21 protein-coding genes are annotated in these 21974 nt (G+C 36.3%); 9 read left to right on the top strand and 12 right to left on the bottom strand.

What is annotated here, in order from left to right; genetic code table 11:
- Window positions 1–112: 112 nt before the first annotated feature.
- Window positions 113–1600, bottom strand: coding sequence for a Do family serine endopeptidase (locus tag WEEVI_RS03625; RefSeq protein ID WP_013597820.1), 1488 nt, complete (start codon window positions 1598–1600; stop codon window positions 113–115).
- A gap of 173 nt (window positions 1601–1773) precedes the next feature.
- On the opposite strand from WEEVI_RS03625, the gene dapF reads away from it, so the two are divergent.
- The gene (gene dapF / locus WEEVI_RS03620; protein WP_013597819.1) at window positions 1774–2556 is read left to right on the top strand and encodes a diaminopimelate epimerase; all 783 of its coding nucleotides are present in this window, start codon (window positions 1774–1776) and stop codon (window positions 2554–2556) included.
- Window position 2557: 1 nt separating this feature from the next.
- Window positions 2558–3586, top strand: a complete 1029-nt coding sequence (gene mltG, locus WEEVI_RS03615) for an endolytic transglycosylase MltG (protein WP_013597818.1) — start codon at window positions 2558–2560, stop codon at window positions 3584–3586.
- 59 nt (window positions 3587–3645) lie between these two features.
- On the opposite strand, the gene proS is transcribed toward mltG, so the two are convergent.
- Window positions 3646–5124: a proline--tRNA ligase gene (proS, locus tag WEEVI_RS03610; protein ID WP_013597817.1), complete on the bottom strand. Its 1479-nt coding sequence runs from the start codon at window positions 5122–5124 to the stop codon at window positions 3646–3648.
- Window positions 5125–5224: 100 nt separating this feature from the next.
- On the opposite strand from proS, the gene WEEVI_RS03605 reads away from it, so the two are divergent.
- Complete coding sequence (locus tag WEEVI_RS03605; protein ID WP_013597816.1) at window positions 5225–6514, top strand: prolyl-tRNA synthetase; 1290 nt, start codon at window positions 5225–5227, stop codon at window positions 6512–6514.
- Window positions 6515–6542: 28 nt separating this feature from the next.
- Window positions 6543–7916, top strand: a complete 1374-nt coding sequence (locus tag WEEVI_RS03600) for an OmpP1/FadL family transporter (protein WP_013597815.1) — start codon at window positions 6543–6545, stop codon at window positions 7914–7916.
- 77 nt (window positions 7917–7993) lie between these two features.
- Here the strand turns inward: WEEVI_RS03600 and mscL are convergent, their stop codons facing one another.
- The 5 genes from mscL to WEEVI_RS03575 all read right to left on the bottom strand — a co-directional run bounded on the left by mscL (window position 7994) and on the right by WEEVI_RS03575 (window position 10514).
- Window positions 7994–8377 carry a large conductance mechanosensitive channel protein MscL gene (gene mscL / locus WEEVI_RS03595; protein ID WP_013597814.1) on the bottom strand — a complete coding sequence of 128 codons (384 nt, stop codon included), beginning with the start codon at window positions 8375–8377 and terminating at the stop codon, window positions 7994–7996.
- 112 nt (window positions 8378–8489) lie between these two features.
- Window positions 8490–9380 (bottom strand): prolipoprotein diacylglyceryl transferase, encoded by an 891-nt coding sequence (gene lgt / locus WEEVI_RS03590; RefSeq protein ID WP_013597813.1) that lies wholly within the window; start codon window positions 9378–9380, stop codon window positions 8490–8492.
- Window positions 9381–9384: 4 nt separating this feature from the next.
- The gene (yidD, locus tag WEEVI_RS03585) at window positions 9385–9612 is read right to left on the bottom strand and encodes a membrane protein insertion efficiency factor YidD (RefSeq protein WP_013597812.1); all 228 of its coding nucleotides are present in this window, start codon (window positions 9610–9612) and stop codon (window positions 9385–9387) included.
- 10 nt (window positions 9613–9622) lie between these two features.
- Window positions 9623–10135 (bottom strand): thioredoxin family protein, encoded by a 513-nt coding sequence (locus WEEVI_RS03580; protein WP_013597811.1) that lies wholly within the window; start codon window positions 10133–10135, stop codon window positions 9623–9625.
- Window positions 10136–10178: 43 nt separating this feature from the next.
- Window positions 10179–10514: a hypothetical protein gene (locus WEEVI_RS03575; RefSeq protein ID WP_013597810.1), complete on the bottom strand. Its 336-nt coding sequence runs from the start codon at window positions 10512–10514 to the stop codon at window positions 10179–10181.
- A gap of 117 nt (window positions 10515–10631) precedes the next feature.
- Here WEEVI_RS03575 and WEEVI_RS03570 point away from each other — a divergent pair, with 117 nt between their 5' ends.
- From WEEVI_RS03570 to WEEVI_RS03555, 4 genes are all read left to right on the top strand, one after another.
- On the top strand, window positions 10632–11906 hold the full coding sequence (locus WEEVI_RS03570; RefSeq protein WP_013597809.1) for a replication-associated recombination protein A: 1275 nt from the start codon (window positions 10632–10634) through the stop codon (window positions 11904–11906).
- A gap of 154 nt (window positions 11907–12060) precedes the next feature.
- Entirely contained in the window at window positions 12061–14175 is a 2115-nt protein-coding gene (locus tag WEEVI_RS03565; protein ID WP_013597808.1) for a TonB-dependent receptor plug domain-containing protein, read from the top strand.
- Between the two features lie 2 nt (window positions 14176–14177).
- On the top strand, window positions 14178–15578 hold the full coding sequence (locus WEEVI_RS03560; protein WP_013597807.1) for an HmuY family protein: 1401 nt from the start codon (window positions 14178–14180) through the stop codon (window positions 15576–15578).
- A gap of 45 nt (window positions 15579–15623) precedes the next feature.
- Window positions 15624–16865: a T9SS type A sorting domain-containing protein gene (locus tag WEEVI_RS03555; protein ID WP_013597806.1), complete on the top strand. Its 1242-nt coding sequence runs from the start codon at window positions 15624–15626 to the stop codon at window positions 16863–16865.
- 144 nt (window positions 16866–17009) lie between these two features.
- On the opposite strand, the gene WEEVI_RS03550 is transcribed toward WEEVI_RS03555, so the two are convergent.
- From WEEVI_RS03550 to WEEVI_RS03535, 4 genes are read right to left on the bottom strand one after another with little or no spacing between them, the layout of a single operon-like run.
- Entirely contained in the window at window positions 17010–18041 is a 1032-nt protein-coding gene (locus WEEVI_RS03550; RefSeq protein WP_013597805.1) for a hemin-degrading factor, read from the bottom strand.
- Window positions 18042–18055: 14 nt separating this feature from the next.
- Window positions 18056–18829: a heme ABC transporter ATP-binding protein gene (locus WEEVI_RS03545; protein WP_013597804.1), complete on the bottom strand. Its 774-nt coding sequence runs from the start codon at window positions 18827–18829 to the stop codon at window positions 18056–18058.
- Complete coding sequence (locus WEEVI_RS03540; RefSeq protein ID WP_013597803.1) at window positions 18826–19860, bottom strand: FecCD family ABC transporter permease; 1035 nt, start codon at window positions 19858–19860, stop codon at window positions 18826–18828. The genes WEEVI_RS03545 and WEEVI_RS03540 overlap by 4 nt, the downstream gene beginning before the upstream one ends.
- A gap of 27 nt (window positions 19861–19887) precedes the next feature.
- Window positions 19888–20763 carry a heme/hemin ABC transporter substrate-binding protein gene (locus WEEVI_RS03535; RefSeq protein ID WP_013597802.1) on the bottom strand — a complete coding sequence of 292 codons (876 nt, stop codon included), beginning with the start codon at window positions 20761–20763 and terminating at the stop codon, window positions 19888–19890.
- A gap of 141 nt (window positions 20764–20904) precedes the next feature.
- Here WEEVI_RS03535 and WEEVI_RS03530 point away from each other — a divergent pair, with 141 nt between their 5' ends.
- The gene (locus WEEVI_RS03530; RefSeq protein WP_013597801.1) at window positions 20905–21327 is read left to right on the top strand and encodes a type II 3-dehydroquinate dehydratase; all 423 of its coding nucleotides are present in this window, start codon (window positions 20905–20907) and stop codon (window positions 21325–21327) included.
- Between the two features lie 24 nt (window positions 21328–21351).
- Here the strand turns inward: WEEVI_RS03530 and yihA are convergent, their stop codons facing one another.
- Window positions 21352–21969 carry a ribosome biogenesis GTP-binding protein YihA/YsxC gene (gene yihA / locus WEEVI_RS03525; protein ID WP_013597800.1) on the bottom strand — a complete coding sequence of 206 codons (618 nt, stop codon included), beginning with the start codon at window positions 21967–21969 and terminating at the stop codon, window positions 21352–21354.
- Window positions 21970–21974: the final 5 nt, after the last annotated feature.

Raw genomic sequence — 21974 nt, 5'->3', positions numbered from 1 at the left:
CGATTAAATTATCATCTTTTGATAGACGAGAATGTAAATATAACGGTAGAAAAGAAAAAGCTACCGAACATAGGCGGTAGCTTTACTTATTTTTAATTATATTTTCAAAAATTTAGTCCATCTGGAAACCTTTTGTATAGATTTGTCCATAATAATCGATAAAGTTAATAGAAACTCTACCTTTGTAATTTTTGAGAATTCGATTGACATCATCTTCATTTTTTACTTCTTTATCATTGATTTTCAGTATGATATAGTCTTCTCTAATTCCGGCTTGAGCTAATTTTCCTTGTTTCAGGTTTTTTACGAGTACTCCATAGTTCAACCCGAAATTGTCTTTTTGTCTTTCGGTCAACTCTTCGAAATCAGCACCTAAAATTTCGTTAGGCAATAAGTCGGCTCTGCTTCTTAGATTGGTATTTCCTTTAGCATCGCGTAGAGTAATCGTATAACTGTTTATTTTACCATTACGGTTAACTTTTACATTAACTTTATCACCAGGGCGTTTGCTTCCTACGATGAACGATAAATTAGCCATCGAAGAAATTGGTTTACCATCTACTTCAATAATAACATCACCCGATTTCAGTCCTGTATCTCTTGCTTCTACATCCGAAATATAGACACCGTTTCCAGTTTTTAGAGATGTTTTGTTCTGGGTGTTGTATTGTCTTACCGCTTCGTCATTCGATAAATCAAACCCGCGAATACCTAAATAACCTCTCTGAACTAAACCGTATTTTTTGATATCTTCTACCACTTTTTTCACCAAGTTAGAAGGGACAGCAAAACCATAACCAGCATACGTACCAGAGGGAGAAGCAATCGCCGTGTTGATCCCGATAAGGTCTCCGTTTACGTTGATTAGTGCCCCACCAGAATTTCCTGGATTGATTGCTGCATCGGTTTGGATAAACGATTCAACTGGAGAATCTGTGTTTTGTCGTAAAATATTGATACTTCTTCCTTTGGCAGAAATAATCCCGGCAGTTACGGTTGAGTTTAACCCAAACGGATTTCCTACAGCCAAAGCCCAATCTCCGACGTTAATCGCATCAGAATCAACAAATTTCATATAAGGTAATGCTTTTTCGTCAATTTTGATCAATGCAATATCTGTACTTGGATCCGTCCCAATCAAATCAGCGATATACGTTTTCTGGTTATTGAGTTTAACTTCGATTTTATTTGCTCCTTTAATTACATGATTATTGGTAACAATATATCCATCGGCAGAAATAATTACACCAGAACCCGAACCCGAAGGTTGGTTTTCTTGTTGACGTTGTTGGCGCTGATCCGGAAACCCGAAAAAGAAATCAAAGAAAGGATCTCGGGATTGTTGACGAGTTTGCTTCTGATAGTTGTTAATCGCAACAACTGTATTAACCGATTTGTTTGCTGCTTCTACAAAATTAGGTGCATCGTATCCATAATTACCTTTATAATCCACATACTGAAAATCACCTTTGTTCAAAACACGTGCATCCGTAATTATATTTCCATTTTCATTATCATACTTCGATAAGGCATAGAAACCTCCCAAAGTTGTCATCGAACTGAAAAGCCCGACCAATAAGTAATTTGTATATTTTTTCATTGTACTAATAAATAATATTCTTTTCTATGTTGTTATCTGTAATATCAAATTTATAACCAAACATTTTAACATTTAAATGGTTTAACTGCTTTTTAACAATTATTAGCTAAGCTTTACCAAATGCTATTTTCCTAAGAAAATATACTAAATTTGTGATAGAAAAACAAATCTAAGTGAAGTACACTTTTTACAAATACCAAGGTGCAGGTAACGATTTTGTGTTATTAGATGATCGAGAGGAAACCTTTTTGGTGGATCGACAAAAAATAGAGAGAATATGTCACCGTAATTTCGGTGTGGGTGCCGATGGATTGATTTTATTGCAAAATAGTAATCCGTACGATTTTAGAATGCGATACTTCAACTCCGATGGTAGAGAAAGCAGCATGTGTGGTAACGGCGGACGATGCATTGCGCAGTTTGCTTTTGACTTGGGACTTGTGCAACAAGAAATGACTTTCGAGGCGATCGATGGTTTGCACCGAGCTGTGGTTCATCCTACTTATGTTGCGTTAGAAATGATTGATGTAGATAAAGTAGAGGTCTATCCTTCTCATTATTTCCTCAATACAGGATCACCGCATCATGTACAATTTGTAGCCGATGTGCAAAAGATAGATGTGCAAAAGGAAGGTGCGAAAATACGGTACGGTGCGCCATATTTTGAGCAAGGAAGTAATGTGAATTTTGTGGAAGTAGACGAAAATCAAACCCTGCACATCCGAACGTATGAACGAGGAGTGGAAGCCGAAACCTTAGCTTGTGGTACAGGTGTTACGGCTGCAGCTATCGCTGCTTATTCTGCCGGGAAGGTATCGCAACTACCAATACATGTAAAAGCTGTAGGGGGTGATTTATCGGTACAGTTTATGTTAGCAAATTTGCGTTATGAACAAGTGTGGTTAGAGGGCCCTGCACAGTTTGTTTTTGAAGGAATGATAACATTAGAAAATTAATATGCAAAAAATAAGAACGATTCCAACATTTATCGCCTTATGTGTTCTAGGCTTGATGAGTAGCTGTACTTTTATCGAGAGTTTCAAAGGAAATCCTATCAAAGACGGGTTTGTGTACATACCTCGCGGTGCTAATTTCGATCAGGTGATGGATTCTTTGACTCCATATCTACAAAACCCAGCATTTTTTAGAAAATTGGCCGAAGAGGATTTGTATCCAAGTACTATTAAATCTGGAAAATATAAAATTGTTGCCAACGAAAGTTCTCGCTCTTTACTCAATCGATTGCAAGACGGAGCTCAAGAAGAAGTACGTTTACAAATCAAAAATCATCCAACTCTTTTTCATATGGCCAGTGCAGTTTCTAAACAAATCGATGCCGACTCCATTTCAATTATTCAGTCGGTTATGAAATGGGCAAATGCCAAAGATTCTACTTTGACCGAAGAGACGGTGAAACAGTATTTTATACCCGAAACCTATTTCGTGTATTGGAATATGTCGGCCGATCAGTTTGTAGAACGAATGGAAAAAGAGTATAAAAAAGTTTGGAATCAGAAAAGAATTGATGAAGCTAGAGCACTTCATATGACACCATTAGAAGTGGTTACGCTCGCTTCTATTGTTCAGTTAGAATCTTCTGATAATTTTGATGAGCAACAACGCGTAGCAAAAGCCTATATGAATCGTTTGGATAAAGATATGCGATTAGAGGCGGATCCTACATCAATTTATGCATATAAGTTAGAGAATGGTTTCGACCATAAAATTCAACGTGTTTACTATAAATGGACACAATCTGCTAACGAATACAACACCTATCGCAACAAAGGTTTACCACCAGCGCCAATTTGTCTGCCAAATGTAAAAGCAATCGATGCGGTTCTAAATCCTGCTAATCATGATTATATATTCTTTGTTGCCGATCCCGACAAGCCTGGTTACCATCTCTACACTAATGATTATCAAGAGCATGTGAAGAATGCGAAAAAATATCGAGAATGGATAAAGGCTCGTGATATAAAGTAAAACACGAGAAGATAATAAATGAAAAAGCCTCCAGATTTTCTGAAGGCTTTTTTTATTAATTAATATGCTTTTGCATATAAAACTCTAAATTTAGCAGGTTTCCCCGAATAAAAGTCGACACCCTCTGTTGGTGTTTCGTAATCTAAAGGAATACAACGAATCGTTGCTTTGGTTTCATTTTTTATTGCTTCTTCGGTTTCTTCTGTGCCATCCCAAAGAGCAGAAAAAAACCCACCTTTGGTTTCTATAAGCTCTTTAAACTCTTCATAAGAAGTTACTTCTGTTATATGAGAATCTCGGTATTCATTTGCTTTAGTAAAAAGATTTTCTTGTATGTCTACCAATAGATTTTCTACGTACGAAGAAATGCCGTCCATCGGAATAGTCGATTTTTCTAAGGTATCACGTCGGGCAATCTCTACTTGGTTGTTTTCTAAATCTTTTGGCCCGATTGCTATTCGAACAGGTACACCTTTAAGTTCGTACTCTGCAAATTTCCAGCCCGGTTTTGTTTTTTCATCATCATCAAATTTTACCGAAATACCTATCGAGTGTAATTCATTTTTGATACGATTGGCGACCTCAGAAACTTGTATAAGTTGCTCTTCTGATCTGAAAATCGGTACGATTACCACTTGGATTGGTGCAATTTTCGGAGGGAGCACTAATCCATAATCATCTGAATGCGTCATAATCAAAGCTCCCATCAAGCGAGTAGAAACACCCCAAGAGGTTGCCCAAACATAATCTTGTTTTCCTTCATTTGTGGTAAATTTCACATCAAAAGCTTTCGCAAAGTTTTGGCCAAGGAAATGAGAAGTACCAGCTTGCAAAGCTTTACCGTCTTGCATCATAGCTTCTATGGTGTAAGTCTCTTCGGCTCCTGCAAATCTTTCCGACGGCGTTTTACATCCTCGTACAACTGGGATAGCCATATGGTTTTCGACTACCTCTGTATATACATCGAGCATTTGTCTAGACTCGCTAATCGCTTCTTCTTTTGTAGCATGTGCCGTATGTCCTTCTTGCCAAAGAAATTCAGTAGTTCGTAGAAAAAGACGTGTGCGCATTTCCCAGCGGACAACATTTGCCCATTGATTAATGAGTATTGGAAGGTCGCGGTAAGATTGGATCCAGTTTTTATAGGTGCTCCAAATAATGGCTTCAGAGGTTGGGCGAACAATCAATTCTTCCTCTAATTTTGCTTCCGGATCAACCATTAATTTCCCAGGTGTACTTTCGTCATTTTTCAATCGATAATGTGTTACTACAGCACATTCTTTAGCGAAACCTTCGGCATTTTTTTCCTCGGCTTCGAAATAGCTTCTAGGTACAAAAATGGGGAAATATGCGTTTTGATGTCCGGTTTCTTTAAAACGTTTATCCAATTCGGCTTGTATTTTCTCCCAAATAGCGTATCCGTATGGTTTGATTACCATACAACCTCTAACGCCCGAATTTTCTGCTAAGTTAGCTTTAACGACTAACTCATTGTACCACTTAGAATAATCTTCAGCTCTTGAAGTAAGTTTTGCCATAAATTTCGTATATTTGTATATAGTTTGTTTGGTAGAATTGGTATAAAAATTGCCAATATCTATTTGCAAAAATAGTACAACATTAATTAAAACAACAATTATGGATAAGTTTTATAACATTACCAAAAAAATTCTAAAAATAACTAGTTCTTTTGTTTTATTTTTAGGATTGGTTTCTTGTGCAACCCAATCAGTGGGTGGTGTAGAAACCGATGGGGTTTATTATAATCCTTCTAGTGATAAAACGTTGGCACAAGCAGAAGCAGAAAACAATGCTAATGATGGAATGATTAGGATTGGTGGTGCTTATTTTGATGCCAATGGAAATGGAGCAGAAGATTTGTTTTATGATGATTCGGTAACCAAAGCAGATGCCACTGAATATAAGCAGAAAAATCAAACCGTAAATATTTACACGAACCCTGGATATTACGGAAGCCAGACTTTTTCATTAGAGCCAACTACAGATTGGGGTAGATACGATGGGGTAGATGTCCAAGTCAATTATTGGGGAAATTCTTTTTGGTATTCTCCTTTCGGATGGAATTATTACGGGCTAGGTTACTACCCTTGGTATAGACATTGGGGTTGGTACTCTTGGTACATACCATACTATGCATGGGGATGGAATCCTTGGTATTCACCTTATTATTATTGGGGTGGTTACGGAAATTGGGGATATCCGTACTATGGTTACTATGGTTATGGTAGTTATTATAACGGTTACTATGGTTACTATCCGCGTTATGGGCAAAGAGCATATGCGGGCTCTCGACCTGGAATACGTGCTACCAATCGCGATTACGGGCGTTCAATAATCAATCATAACTCTGGTACGTTACGCAATAGTTCGTCTGCAGTTCGTTCGGGTGCAGTAAACTCTACAATTCGTTCGTCTAATAGCAATGTAAGAGAAACTATACGCCCTGATAGAAATGCTTCTTCAACAATAAGAAATAATGCTACTGGTACGATAAGAAGTTCTCAGCAAGAAACTATGCAGACAACAAGACCGATACGTGCATCACAGAATCAAACCATCAGAACAACAAGACCTGTTCGTACAGAGGCAGAGCAAATGAACACGAATTCTGCTCCAGTTCGTTCTACAGATCGTGTCGTTCGTCCACAAGTAGATCGTAGTCAGATTCGATCAACACAACAACCAACAAGAAGTGGCTCTACCATTAGAACCTCACCACAATACGATCGTTCTTCTACGCCACGTTCGTCATCGTATCCAACCAATAGAGGGAATATGACGCCAAGATCTTCATCATTAGAACGTTCTCCTACTTATTCACAACCTTCTCGTTCATCAATGGGAAGTGGTTCGATAGGTACATCTAGAAGTTCTATAGGTGGAGGAGCAAGAGGAACAAGAAGATAAGTATAATTGAAAGAGATAACGTTAATATATGAAGAAAATAACATTGAGCCTATTCTTTGCAATAGGCTTTTCAAATGTATGGGCGCAGGACTATAATGTGCAATATCCGACCAATGCCCTTCGTTTTTACGGGGAAGGAGTTCAGGCAGGTTCTGCCAGAAGTGTAGCCATGGCAGGTGCAAATGGTGCGTTGGGGGGTGAAATAAACTCTACCGAACAAAATCCTGCAGGTACAGGTGTAGCAATATCTTCTGAAGTAGCCTTTACGGCTTCCGTAAAAGCTTATAAAAATAAAACTCAAATGGATAAGGTGGTCACATCGGAAGATAACACGTTCGATTTTAGTCAAGCAGGAGGAACCTTAGTGTTCAATACACGATCGGAGGATTGGAATCGTTTTGTGCTTGGTTTTATTTTTCTAAATGAGCAGCTAGATAACGAAGTCGTGTTTGGGCCTAATGCAAAAATAGCTACGTACGATGATCAAGGGAATGCCTATAAAATGAATGGTTTTTATGATGGAGTTTCAGGTTATAAAACCAAATTTACCCTCAATTTTGGTACATCTTATCAAGATCGACTATTTTTAGGAGCAAACTTCAATTTTCATGAAACCAATTATAACAACTCTATCATTTATTCGGATGTTGCACCCAATGGAGCTGTTTCTTATATGAATTTAGACGGTGCGCCATACTCGGAAATTGGGCAAGGCTTTTCTTTTGGATTGGGGGTTATCGGAAAATTGAACCAGAATCTGCGAGCAGGTTTAGCCTTTCATACTCCGGTGTGGTATAATGTAGATGAAGAATATTTCAGAGTAGATGATGCAGGAATGAATAACATTTATTACTCAAATTATAAACTTCAATCGGGTGGTAGAATGGTGGGATCTCTTGGATTTGTTATTGGGAAATCTTTCGCATTTGATATAGATTATACCCAGCACTTCAATAAAATGATAAATTTTTCGGATAATAACTTACGAAGTGCCAATCAGTTCATAGACGATAATGTAAATAACAGTAGTGAAGTTCGCATAGGAGGTGAATATCGATACGACAAGTTTAAAGTTCGTGCAGGATACACATATGTGCAATCTTCAATCAAAGATGCAACTATATTTACCGAAGGTATCAACGATCAAGGGCAAACAATCACGATAGCCAATAACTACAAAAATATGTACCTAGGCAACCTAAATCGTGTAAGCTTCGGGTTTGGTTATGATTTTGGAGGTTTCTTTATAGATGCAGCTTATCAATACTCGAATCAGAAATATGTAATGCCGATAGGTGGCCATTTTGTGGATGGTAAATCATCTGTAAATTTGGCTTTAAACAGTGGCGAAGTAAAAAACAACAACAATAGTTATTTAGTAACTTTGGGTTGGAAGTTCTAATAGCAGACAACTCAGAATATAAACTATACAATAAAAAAACGGTTACTTTTTGTAACCGTTTTTTTGTATAATTCAGTTTATTTATTTTTCAATAAATCTCTTATTTCTGCTAATAATTCTTCCTGTGACGGAGCTGCCGGAGCTTCTTCTTCAACTTTTTTAGGTTTCTTTAGTTGGTTGATTCCTTTGATTAATAAAAACAATGCGAATGCTACTACAATAAAAGAAATTGAAGCCGAAATAAAATTACCATACTTGATTGCTGTACCAGGAATTACAAGCTTCTCTAACTCTTCTGCATGGATCGCTTTTAGTGCAGGACTAAGGATGGCAGGTGTAATAATATCGTCGACAAGAGATGTGACAATTTTGCCAAAAGCACCACCAATTACCACACCGACAGCAAGGTCGATAACGCTACCTTGAGCAGCAAATTCTTTAAATTCTTTGATAAATCCCATAATGTAAAAGTTTTACGATTGGTAATGAAAAATAATTTTTTTAATATACAAAGGTATAAAAATTAGTTTCGCATAAACTAACTATCTTTTATTGGTTGAACAAAATAAGTTTTTATGCTCGGTTAAATATCCTGTTTTTCGAGCTGATAAATAAGTACAATCCGATTAGCATAAAGGGAATACTCAAGATTTGTCCATTATTCAGTCCTACATTTATGGTTTCTGCCACAGCTTCCTTGCCTTGATTTTCTTTAAAAAACTCGACAATAAAACGAATCAGAAATAAAAAGAACAAAAACACGCCAAGCAAAGCACCCATTTGTTTCCGATATTGTATTTTTTGGTACAAAGTCCACATAATAAACCCTAAAATTATATAGCCTAATGCTTCATATAATTGCGCTGGATGACGAGGAACTACTTCACCGTATGAGGAACTTTGTGCTAAAAACTTCACTGCCCAAGGCAAATCAGAAGGTTTGCCGACAATTTCAGAATTCATGAAGTTACCAAAACGTACAGCTGCTCCTCCTAAAGGAACAACTACTGCAATTCGGTCGAGAATCCACAAAGCACTTCTTTTAAGATATTTTCTAGAAAAAAAATAAGCCGATATAATCACTCCTAAAGCAGCACCATGACTAGCGAGTCCTTGGAAACCTACAAATTCGTAATCTTGTAAAAAACCAAAAGCTGTATGTCCTGGACTATAAGCAACGGGGAGCAATACTTCTATGGGGCGATCGATAAATGCTTTCGGGTCATAAAATATAAACTCTCCTAGCCTAGCCCCTAAAATACAACCTATAAAAACATACAAAAATAAAGGGTCGAGTAGTTCTTTCTTTTCGTTTTCTTGTCGGAAGATTTTCGCCATCATGTACCAACCGATAACAAAGGCAAGAATCCAACAAAGACTGTAATAATGAATTTTTAGGAAGCCTAAATCGACTAAATATGGACTTGGATCCCAGGTAATAAATGAAAAAAGATGTATTGGCATAATGTTATTTTTTTGGAACAGGATCATAACCGCTGCCTCCCCAAGGATGACAACGTAAAATTCTTTTCGTACCCAAATATAGTCCTTTTAGTAAACCATGCATTTGCAATGCTTGTATCATGTAGGATGAGCAAGTTGGCTGGAAACGACAATTACTACCAAGCAAAGGCGAAAGCATCACTTGATAAAGTCTGACCAAAAAAACAAAAGGATAGATAAGAATCTTTCGCATGAAGAATTTTTTATTTTTTTGATTCGTACGTAGCTGGATCTAATGCTTTGTAGGTCCAAGCCTCTAAGAAATCTTTGACAATTTTTGGGTCGTGCCCAGTTGTACCATCTTTATTCTCTAAATATGCAGAATTCTGGGTGTGAAGTAATTTTCCATTCCCGTCTAAAATTACAAAAACCGGAAAACCAAAACGCTCTGGATGTCGAAGTTTAGCCAACATCGGAAGGTTTTTGTTTTCTTTACTATAATTCAGATGCACAACCTTGTAGTGGTCTCTGAGCGTATTTTTTAGCTCTTCATTCGTGGTCAAAAGATGATTAAAAGTTAGACACCACGGACACCAATTTCCACCTATTTGCACAAAAACATGTTTGTTTTCTTTCTTAGCCAAAGCAATCGCTTGGTTGATTTGCTCCTCTGCATTAGCTTCGGGTTGATAAATATTTTTTTCGATCGTGTTTTGCGCAGATAAATTTGCATTCACTAAAAAGAAAAACATACTCACAAAAAACATTAATCTCATAACTCTATATTTTATGACAAAGTACAAGAATTTTTGTGGTAAATCAAAAACTTATTTGTATCGTTTCTATTTTGTTGTTTATAATTCTCGTTCTTATTCGAGGATTTTTTTTGTACAAATCCGAGGTATTCTTTTCGTGTAAATGCAAAAAGTATTTTTGTAAATAATAAAAAATATTCATGCTTTCTTTTTCCAAAATAATTTCGAATTTATGCTCGGCCACGTCCGCTAAAAATAGTTGCATTTCTCGTTCTATAGATAAACACAGGGAAAGTTTCTTTTTGTAAGTGTTTTTATCCAGATTATGATACAACAAATCATTCACCAATTTTTCGTGTTTTTTGCAAATTAATAAGGCTTGTTCCAATGCTTCTTTCATGATTATTGTTTTTATAATTTATATAACCGTATAACAAATATTCAAAAGCTTAGCGTCGATTTGTGTCGCGATGAATTTTTGGTGATAATCCGTAACTTTGATAAAAAATAGTTCGATATGATAGCACCTTTAGCCGAAAGAATGCGACCAAAATCATTGGATCAGTATATTAATCAGAAGCATTTGTTAGGTGAAAATGCACCTATTCGGATGATGCTGCAGCATGACATGATTGCTTCTATGATTTTTTGGGGGCCACCAGGAACAGGAAAAACAACTTTGGCTCAATTGATTGCAGAATTATCGAATCGCCCTTTTTATACGTTAAGTGCTATTAATGCAGGAGTGAAAGATGTACGAGAGGTGATAGATAAAGCAAAAAGTCAGAACCTATTCACCACCGAAAAAAATCCAATTCTTTTTATAGACGAGATTCATCGATTCAATAAATCTCAACAAGATAGTTTGTTAAGTGCAGTCGAGAAAGGATATATTACGTTGATTGGTGCAACGACCGAAAATCCAAGTTTCGAGGTGGTTCCAGCTTTGCTATCACGCGCTCAAGTCTATACATTGCATGCTTTAGTGAAAGAAGATTTAGAAGATCTTTTGTTTCGAGCAATACAAGAAGATAATCTCTTGTCTACCAAAAAGATTCGTCTTGATGAAACCGATGCTTTGATTCGTTTTTCGGGAGGAGATGCTCGGAAATTATTAAATGCTTTTGAGTTGGTTGTGAATAGTTTTGGTGAGAATGAAGAAATAATCATTACGAATGAAACGGTGCAACAAAGAATACAACAAAATACAGCTAGATACGATAAAACCGGAGAACAACATTACGATATTGTATCCGCTTTTATAAAGTCAATTCGCGGATCTGATCCGCAAGCAACGGTTTATTGGTTGGCACGTATGATAGAAGGTGGGGAAGATGTGAAATTTATTGCACGTAGAATGCTAATTGCTGCTTCGGAAGATATCGGTGCCGCTAATCCTACTGCACTTATTTTGGCAAACAACACATTTCAGGCGGTAAGTGTTATTGGTTATCCAGAGAGTAGAATTATTCTTAGTCAATGTGCTATTTATTTGGCCAATTCACCTAAAAGTAATTCGACTTATATGGCGATTAATCGTGCTCAACAATTGGTGAAAGAAACAGGAGATTTGTCTGTGCCTTTGCATTTACGCAATGCGCCAACGAAGTTGATGAAAGATATGGATTACGGCAAAAACTATTTGTATGCGCATGATTATGATGAGAATTTTGTCTGCCAAGAGTTTCTGCCAGAAGAATTGACCGGAACTTCTTTCTACGAACCTGGCAATAATAAACGAGAACAAGTCGATCAACAAATAATGAAAGCACGCTGGAAGAATAAGTATTAACACGGTTAAAGATATCAATAAAAACTAGCTCAGCTATATATAGTTGAGCTAGTTTTTTTTCTAAAAAAACATTTTTCGTAATTTTTATTTGGAATGATTAAAAATAATATTATATTTGTTAAAATTTATGTAGACTAATTATAAATAATTACGCATGAGGTTTCTGTTTTTGTTTATATCGGGAGTTGTGTTTCAGGCTACTTTTGCTCAGACCAAAGATTCTATTATCTCTAACCCAATAGAATTAGAACAAATCATCGTGTCTGGACAATACAACAAACAATCGGTAAAGAAATCGATCTATGAAGTAAAAGTACTCAACCGAGATGTGATTGATCGTTTAGCTGCTAATAACTTGGCCGATGTGCTCAATCAAACACTCAATCTCACCGTGATAAGTAGTCCAAATACTGGGAAATCATCGGTAAGCATGTTCGGGATGGGTGGGCAGTATTTCAAAGTATTGGTCGATAATATTCCACTGCTCAACGACGAAGGTTTAGGAAATCATACCGATTTGACACAGCTTCATTTAGATGATATTCTACAGATAGAAATTGTAGAAGGTGCTATGGGAGTGGATTATGGTGCCAATGCATTGGCAGGAGTTATCAATATTATTACCCGAAAGAATGCGAGAGGTAAGGTCGACATTTCTGCATTTGTACAAGAAGAAACTGTGAACGATGAATATAATCTGAAAAATAAAGGTCGACATATACAATCACTGAAAATTGGACACACCATCAGTCCTAGATGGTATACGGAATTTAATTTCAATCGAAATGATTTTAAAGGTTTTTGGGATGATAAAAAAGGAAAACATCATGCCGAAAACAATGGGGGAAGAGGTTACTCTTGGCTACCAAAAGAACAAAATGGCAGTAAGTTTTTGATGAGGTATGCTACGGCAGCTCATCAGTTTTTTTATCGACTCGAATACTTCAATGAAAAAACAAACTATTATAATCCAGTAGTACAACTGCACGAACAGCCTTCAACAGCAACCAATAACGCTCTTGCAGAAGACACCGAATTCAAGACGCAACGTTGGTACAATTTATTCAATGCAAATGGAAATATTTCGGATGAGTGGCAATACGATGCGAGTTTGTCCTACCAAAACCAACGAAGGCAACAAAAAAACTATCAATACCAAATTGCTTCACAGACCGAAAACGATGTGCGCACTTCTACCTTCGATAGCCGAGAAACAATCTACTCTAAAGCCACGATTAGCAATGTTGTGACGGGAGGGATATTCGACTTTCAGTTTGGTTATGAAATCAATACAATATTCGGGAAAGCAGCACAACGCAAAGATATCTATGCCAATCCGATTGATCGTCAGGTAAGTTCGTATGACTTTTTTGCATCTTCCGAAATAAATTTTTCTCCAAAATTCTCTGTGCGGCCGGGATACAGAGTCATGCTTTCTAACTTATTCGATACCCAGCACGCGGCAAGTTTAAGTACTAAGATTCTCTTGCCTAAAGATTTTGAGTTGAGAGTGATTGCTGGAACATCGCCAAGAACGCCCGATTTTGACGAGCTGTTTACTTACTTTGTAGATGTTAACCACGACTTGCAGGGAAACCCAGACTTGAAACCCGAAAAAGGAAGTTCTCTTTTCTTGCATCTGAAAAAAAAATGGTATTGGGAAAACTCTTCTTATGAACAAAAATTTTCTGCCTGGAAAATTCATTTACGCGATAAAATAGAACTTATGGCTTTGAGTTTATCACCGCTAAAGTACAAATATATCAATGTAGATAAGTATGATACGCAAGGGCTAACTTATAGTTCGGATTGGAAATGGAAAACCTTACAGTTCGGCGCAGGAATTTCATTAACCGGTATAAAACAAAATTTAGCTGAAGAAGCAAATGTTGATGAAAAATATTTTTATTCAACAAACTTCAACCTTAATGCTTCTTTTCTGATACCATCAACCAAAACTACTTTTTCTTTTTTCTATAAATACAATGGTAAACAAGAATTGTTTCGAGAACAAAGTCAATTGGATCAGCAAACAGAGTATGTGAAAGGTGTACAAGACTCGTATAGTTGGATGGATGCATCTATTCGTCAAAGACTATTCGATAATAGAATAGAATTAGTGCTTGGTTCAAGAAATTTGTTCGACGTAAAAACCATTCGTAATACGACACAAGGGGCAAACGGGCATGCGTTAGCCAACAGTAGGATGATGTTAGGATATGGACGTTCTTATTTTATAAAATTTCTTTATAATCTGAAATACAATTAATTATGTCTAAATATTTTTGGATACTCTCTTTTTTTTCAGTTTTATTTTTCTCGTCTTGCGTAGACGATGAACAACCATTGTCTCAGCCATTTGTGATTGCTTTTGCCAATCAATCACTCAACTATTCGAACATCCAAAATGAACAAAAAATTGAGTTGGACTTCTCTAAACCTGCATCGCAAAACGGCGTAGTAATTATAGAAATAGTTGATGAAAATGCCGAATATGACAATGATTACACCACAACTCCAAAAGCACAAAACAAACAAATTCGTTTGCCCTATGAGAAAGATGCTAATCGGTTGAGTTTTTCTTTTACCAATCTTATTTATCCGTTTGATCGTGCAGATAAAAGAATTCAATTCAAAATAAAAACTATCGAATCCGATGAGGCATATTCTATACAAGGATATACGCAATTGACAATTTCTTTCGAGGCATCAATCGGAGCAACGCTTGCGCCGAATGTTGGTGGACCAAATGAACCAAACCAAGTGTATATCGACCTCAGTGAAGAGAAAATGTTCGAAGTTAGACGAGATCAGTGGGATTTTGGTTTTTATACCGGGAATGAATTTCGTGTCATCCTCAACGGATCTATTTATATGGCAGCGAAAAAGTTATTGGTTTATGATATAGATCAAGTAACAGAAGATCAAGTAAAGATTTTCTTTCCGCAAGTTGCTGTAGGAACTTTCGATGCACAAAATGCTGCATATATCGATCATCCTTCTGGTGACATAAACCAAACCGCCATTGCAGAAATAGCTGATAATGATGACGAAAATAGTGTCTATCTAATCAATCTAGGTTATGAGGTAGGGAGTATAACACCTGCAATAGGTTCTGTGGCAATCGCAGGAGATCACAGAGGTTGGATGAAAATTAGAGTATTGAAAAGAAATGGAAATTATCTGCTACAATATGCCAAATTAAATGAAACAACTCATCGAGAAATCGTAATCTCAAAAAATTCACGAGCCAATTTTAGCTTTGTCAATCTACAAGAGCATAAACTAGTAGAAGCTCAACCAGAATCTACCAAGTGGGATATTGGTTTTACAGTTTTTACCACGCTCATCGAAGGCAGTGGGTCGTATGGGAACTCTGACTTCATCGTTCATAATCGCTTGGGTAGCGTAGAAGTGTATATGGTGACCGAAACCAAGGATCAGACTTTCTCTAGTTTTTCAAAATCGATGATTGATGCATCAAAATTCGATAAAGATATACGAACTATCGGAAGCAATTGGCGAAATGTTTTTGAAGGAACTGTAATCAAAAATCGATTCTTTATCCTAAAAGACACAGAAGGTTATTTCTATAAACTACGAATGCTCAACCTAAAAAATACATCAGGAGAAAGAGGATATCCACGTTTAGAATATCAACTTATACCATAATATAAATAGTTAAAAACAAAAAAATAAATAATAAAAATTGTAATCATGAATAAAAAGTTTACTCTATTTAGTACAACATTTTTGATAGGGCTTAGCTTGCAAGCTCAAATAATCCAAGGTGAAATTTCGATGGGGCAAGCCTATCAAAATGATGTATATTTTGGCTTAGAAAATCAGACACAATTCGAGGTGAATCGACAAGAATGGGATTTAGCTTTTTTTAGAAAATCTATGTATGGTTTAGGAATTCGAGTAAATGATACAAAAGGTATTCAGGTTTTCGAAGCTTCTAATTCTTTTAGCGATTGGAATTCGATCTCACCAAGCAATGAAAGCACTTGGGTTCCCCTCTATAATAGCGTCGAAAAGTGGGACGAAGGTGCTTTCAATCATGGTTCTGCAACCTACGGTTGGGGAGAATATGACATGGTAACGCATCATGTCAACGGTAAAATAATTTTTGTTTTGAAGTATGATAACGGTGATTATATAAAATTACGCATCGATAAATTGGCTTATGGGACTTATACTTTCACTTTTTCTAAGTGGGAAAATGGCACATGGTCTGCCGATGAGCGTGTAAATATCGAGCAAAATACATCCCAAAATCGTATTTTCAACTATTATAATCTGTCTACAAAACAAATTGTAAATGCAGAGGCAGAACAGGACAAATGGGAGATGAAGTTTACAAAATACCAAACCCCACTACCATACGAAGGTGGGACTATAATGTATCCTGTTACCGGAATTTTACAATCAGATTTGGTGAAAGTAGCCAAAACAGAAGCGGGAAATCCTAGTGATGACGATGCATACAAGGCGGAAATAAATTCGATTGGGTACGATTGGAAAACCTTTAACGGGTCTACTTACAGTTTATCCAACCTAAACTATTTTATCAAAAACACCAATACCAACAGGATATATCGACTGAATTTTACTGGTTTCGAAGGAAGCTCTACCGGGAAAATCACCTTCGATTATGAAGATGTTACCAGCTCATTAAGTATCTCTGACATCCGAACCAGCAACTTTGATGTATATACAATTCAGAGCGAGCCGAAAACAATTCAGGTTGTTTTTAATGGACAATTCTCTACCAACGAAAATATGCTGATTAGTGTGTTCAATCTTAATGGACAAATAGTGCATCAAGAAAGTTATCGTCCGAGCGCACAATTTACGACCAAAAAAATCAATTTATCCAAGTTAGGATCTGGTATATATATCGTGAATATAGAAAGCAACGGCATCAAAAAATCGAAAAAAATCGCTCTGCGATAATTTCTGTATTTTATATCTATCTTAAGAAGGTTGTCTTTTAGGCAACCTTTTTTTGTATGGTGATTTGCTAACTGAAAAAATAATAAACCCGATTCTTTCTTATAAGAATCGGGTTAAGAAAAACAATAAATTAAATAAGGGAGCTTACAATTCTGCAATAACTTGTTGCCATTGCTCTAATTCGGGAACTCCTGGTTTTCTTTTTCCGAAAAACTGAACAATCAATTCACCTTTTTTGTTAAAGGCTTCGATCGATGTTACTACACCATCTTCGGTCGGTTTACGAACAATCCAAGTACTATCGATTTTGTCCATCGCCAAATGCATATTAAAATCAGCATCCATTATATTGTACCATTGGTCATGCCACATTAATTTCTTTATTGGGCCTGTATGAATTTGGATCATTCCTTTGTTTCCGATGAAAACCATGATGGGAGTCTGATTGTTCGCAACTTTTTCTAGGGCCTCTACAATTTTATTCGATTCGATTTTTTGCGCATGATAATCCGACGGTGCCAAGCGCATAGCTTGTGTTCTGCTTACGGCATGTTTTTTTAGCATCATAAAAAAATCATGAGTATCTTTAAGGTCGAGCCAATCTTTCTGAAAAGCAGCCACATCGATTTCTTTATCATCTTTTTCTTCAGTTATTTCTTCTTGATAATTTATTTTTTCTACCGAGCTCTGGTCCTGATTTTTATATTTCTCTACCAAAGAGTCAAATGCGACTACATTGCTTTGTGGGGTAAGATATATTTTATGCACAGCCGATCCATCTTTGCCAAAGAATTGTAAACTCCTTCTGTCTCCATTTTTTGTGGGTTCAATAACTGCATAAGCACTTTGCCAGAATGAAGAAAAAATTCTCAAATCAATATCCTCGCCAACAAAAAGTTGAGCATGTGGAGAGCTGAAATCTGGATTTAGATAAACACCTTTTCGTTCGTGTACAGCTTCGTCGTTTCGAGTAAGTGCCATTACTTTCCCGAGAGATTCTACAGCTTGTAAAAGGTCAGAAAATTTAGGTTCTAGGCGAGTAACTCCTTTTCCTAGTTGCAAACAAAGTAGTTCTACTTCGCTTACTCCGAGCGTGTTGGCTGCATTTCTGATTCGTAAATTGGGTTGCTCTTTCCTTAGCAAATCCCATTTTTCGTGTAATAAGGTTGAATTCATACTATTCTATTTTTTTATCCAAAGACGATATAGGGTCTATTGGTTATTGGGTTAGAAATTATTTTACATGGAAATTTATAAACATTTTCAATGATTTTTTCTTGGAAAACATTTTCCGGCGAATCGTACATTTTTATTTTTCCGTTTTGCATCAATACTACTTCATCTGCAAACTGTGCTGTAAGATTAAGGTCGTGTAGAACCGTAATTGCCGTATTGTTATTTTGTGTAAAATCTTTGATTGTTTGTAAGATTTTGAATTGATGAGCAATGTCTAAGTTGTTCAAGGGTTCATCTAAAAATACTAATTTTTCTTGAGCTTTATTTTCTACCTGAGCAAAAATTCTCGCCAAATGAACACGTTGTTTTTCTCCTCCCGAAAGTTGATTGTAATCACGGTTTTCTAGATGAGAAATTTCTGTTTTTTCCATCCATATTTTTGTTGCTTCCCAATCGGTTTTTTGGGGTTGATAATGAAAATACGGATAACGACCCATTAATAAAATATCTTTTACTCGCAAAGGGATGTCGTTTTGTTGTTGTTGAGAAAATTTTGCTTTTTGGCACGCCAATTCTTTTCGGCACCATTCTCGGTAGTTTTTTCCTTTGAAACACGTACGGTTTATCTTCGGATCGATTTCATTTGCTAAATAATTCAATAAAGAACTTTTGCCTGCGCCATTCGGTCCGATAATCGCAATAAATTTCCCCTTTTCTGCACGGAATTTTATATTCTTTAGAATGACAGCTGTTTTGGAGGGAAAACGTATTTGTTCTGCACGAATCATGATAAGCTTTTTTTGTATTGTATCAATATAGAAATAAAAACGGGCGCTCCCATCAACGAGGTTAAAATCCCAATCGGTATCTCGGCTGGTGCTACAATTGTTCTACTCAATGTGTCGGCAATAATCACCAGAGATGCTCCTAAGATTGCAGATAACGGTAGCATATAGGTGAAATTAGAATGAAATATTAGGCGTAAAATGTACGGAATTATTAAACCAACAAATCCTATTGTACCGGTGAAAGATACAATGCTTCCGACAATCAAAGCAGAAAATAAGATAATTTGTTTTTTAGACTGCTCGATATCAATCCCAATGTGTGTCGCATTTTTTTCTCCTAATAGCATTGTATTTAGGGTTTTGCCTTTTGATAGGAGAAATAGAAAGCTGAAAAATAGAATTGTACTCAGAATTGCGATCGAGTACCAATTAGCCGCTGCTAAACTTCCGAGAGTCCAAAATGTAAGGTTTCTTAGTTCTTCTTCTGTAGATAAATAGGTGAGTAAACCTGTACCAGCACCGCAAAGCGCAGAAATGGCAACACCCGAAAGCAAAAGTAACGAAATATTGGTTTGTCCGTTTTTGGTAGAAATTTTATACACTAACCAAATGGTAAGCAAAGCACCAATGAATGCCATGATGCTTAGTAGAAAATAATGTACAAATTTTGGTAAAAAGGCGTATAAATGATGGCCTAATACAATCGTTATTGCCGCAAATAGAATAGAACCCGATGTAATTCCGATAAGGTCTGGGGAAGCCAATGGATTTTTAAAAATTCCTTGTAAACAGGTGCCGGTAACAGCCAAACCACTACCTACCAAAATCGCCATTAATATTCGGGGTAAACGTAAATCGAACAATACATAAGCATCACTTTCATCGGTAATCTTTTTCATTAGAATAATATTCTTAAAGTGTTCTGTGATTGGGGTATTGAATTGATAGACACCAATAAACAAAGCTGTGATAGAGATGAGAATCGTGAACAGACCAAAAGAAAATATGTAAAACCTTAGCTTTTTCTGCATTTTACTTTAAATTACCATTATCCGATTTTACTTTCCTTGTAATAACTGATTTAATTGCAAGGTAGCCTCGCCTAATCTAGGTCCAAATCCTGATAAAAGCTGCCCATCCATAGAAATGATATTCATCTTTTTTCCCGCATTGGTTGCCGAGACTCCTTCTATTTTTAGTACCCCTTCTTTGCCACCTAAACTTTGTAGGCCTCGATCAAAAAGTAAGATATAGTCAGGATTTGCATTAATCAGCGCTTCAGGAGTCAAAGGTTTATAATCTTCTATGTTGTTCACCGCGTTGATGCCGCCAGCCATTTCTATTATGTTTTCTATTGGAGTTTTCTGTCCGGCAATCATGAGATTTCCTGCTCCACGCGCATAGATAAATAAGACTTTTGGTTTTTGGTCTACGGGTTTTACTTGTTGAATTTTTTTGTCTATTTCGGTTAGATATTTTTCATAATTAGATGAATGCATATCTGTGGCAATCGTTGCAATCATTTTTTTGGTTTCATCTGCTGCCATTGGCTGGTCGATTAAACGGACGGTAACCTTGGCTTGCTCTAATTGTTTCTGTAATTCTGGTTTCATTTCTTTGCTTGTTGCATAGACCAAAGTTGGTTTCAAGGCAAGAATCGATTCGGCCGAAATACTCGATACATGTCCAAGATTTGCTGCCTGTTCTTTAATGTTTTGCGGAAATGTACTCGTGATGTCAACACCAACAATGTTTCCTCCTTTACCGAGAAGTGCCAAGGTTTCTGTAACCGATCCGTTGAGCGAAACTATTCGCTCTGTATTCATCGATTTTGTTTTTTCTATGGTTGTTTTTTGTGTATCCTCTGTTTTAGTTTCCGAATTGCACGCTATCATAAAAGTCAAAGTGCAGCCGAGTAAAATTATTTTTTTCATGTTACTATTTATAATAAGACTAAATAAAAAGCAAATATCGTAAAAAAATTTTACATTTCACATATTATTTAGAATTAATTTAAATAATTAATATTGCAAGTAAAATTTATTAGAAAAAGAAGTAATTTGTGAAAAAAAAAGATGAAGACAATTCAGATTATTAACGGTCCAAATCTCAATTTATTAGGTATTCGAGAACCCGAAATTTATGGGCGCCAATCCTTTGAATATTTTTTCGATACGTTGAAACATCAATTTCCCAATATTTCTTTGCAATATTATCAATCGAATCACGAAGGAGATGTAATCGATAAGCTACACGAAGTAGGTTTTCTGTATGATGGAATTGTTCTCAATGCGGCAGCTTATACGCATTATTCGTATGCCATAGCCGATGCGATAAAAGCCATAAGAACGCCCGTAATAGAAGTGCATATTTCTGATATTTATGCACGTGAGGATTTTAGAAAAATAAGCGTAACGGGCGAAAACTGTGTAGATATAATTTCGGGTAAGGGATTGGATGGTTATCGATTGGCAATAGAAAAATTTCTGATCGATTGATTTTGCAGATTAGATATAGACGAATTATTTGTTGTTAAACTCGTCTTTCAATTGTTCGGTAAGAGTGTTGATATAATCGAGCAATTCGTTCCTTCCGATAAAACTACTTGATGAGGTAGCGAAAATCATGGGTAAATCTTCCCAGGTTTTGAGTAATTCTCGTTTATATGTATTGAGATTTTTCTGAAACTTTGCACTCGATAATTTATCCAATTTGGTAAAAATAATCGCGAACGGTATTTGTTTATGTCCGAGCCATTCCATGAATTTCAAATCGTTTTTTTGAGGCTCATGCCGGCTATCAACTAAAACAAAAGTACAGACCAAATTCGTACGAAACTCTAAGTAATCATAAATCATCCGCTCGAATCCAGCTCGGTTCGTTTTCGAAACTTTCGCATAGCCATATCCAGGTAAATCGGTCAAATACCAATTGCTGTTGATTAAAAAGGTATTGAGAAGCTGAGTTTTACCAGGCGTGCCCGATGTCTTTGCCAAATCTCGTTTATTGGTTAACATGTTTATTAACGATGATTTCCCTACGTTCGATCGTCCAATAAAAGCATATTCTGGTAAATCTGGTTTAGGACAATCTTTGTAAGTTTGCGCACTTTTAATAAATTCGGCACTTTGTACACTCATGTTTT

Origin of the sequence: Weeksella virosa DSM 16922 (genome assembly GCF_000189415.1) — a bacterium.
GTDB lineage: Bacteria > Bacteroidota > Bacteroidia > Flavobacteriales > Weeksellaceae > Weeksella > Weeksella virosa.
Note: the sequence above shows the minus strand (reverse complement) of the source record. Positions and strands in the feature narration are given on the sequence as shown.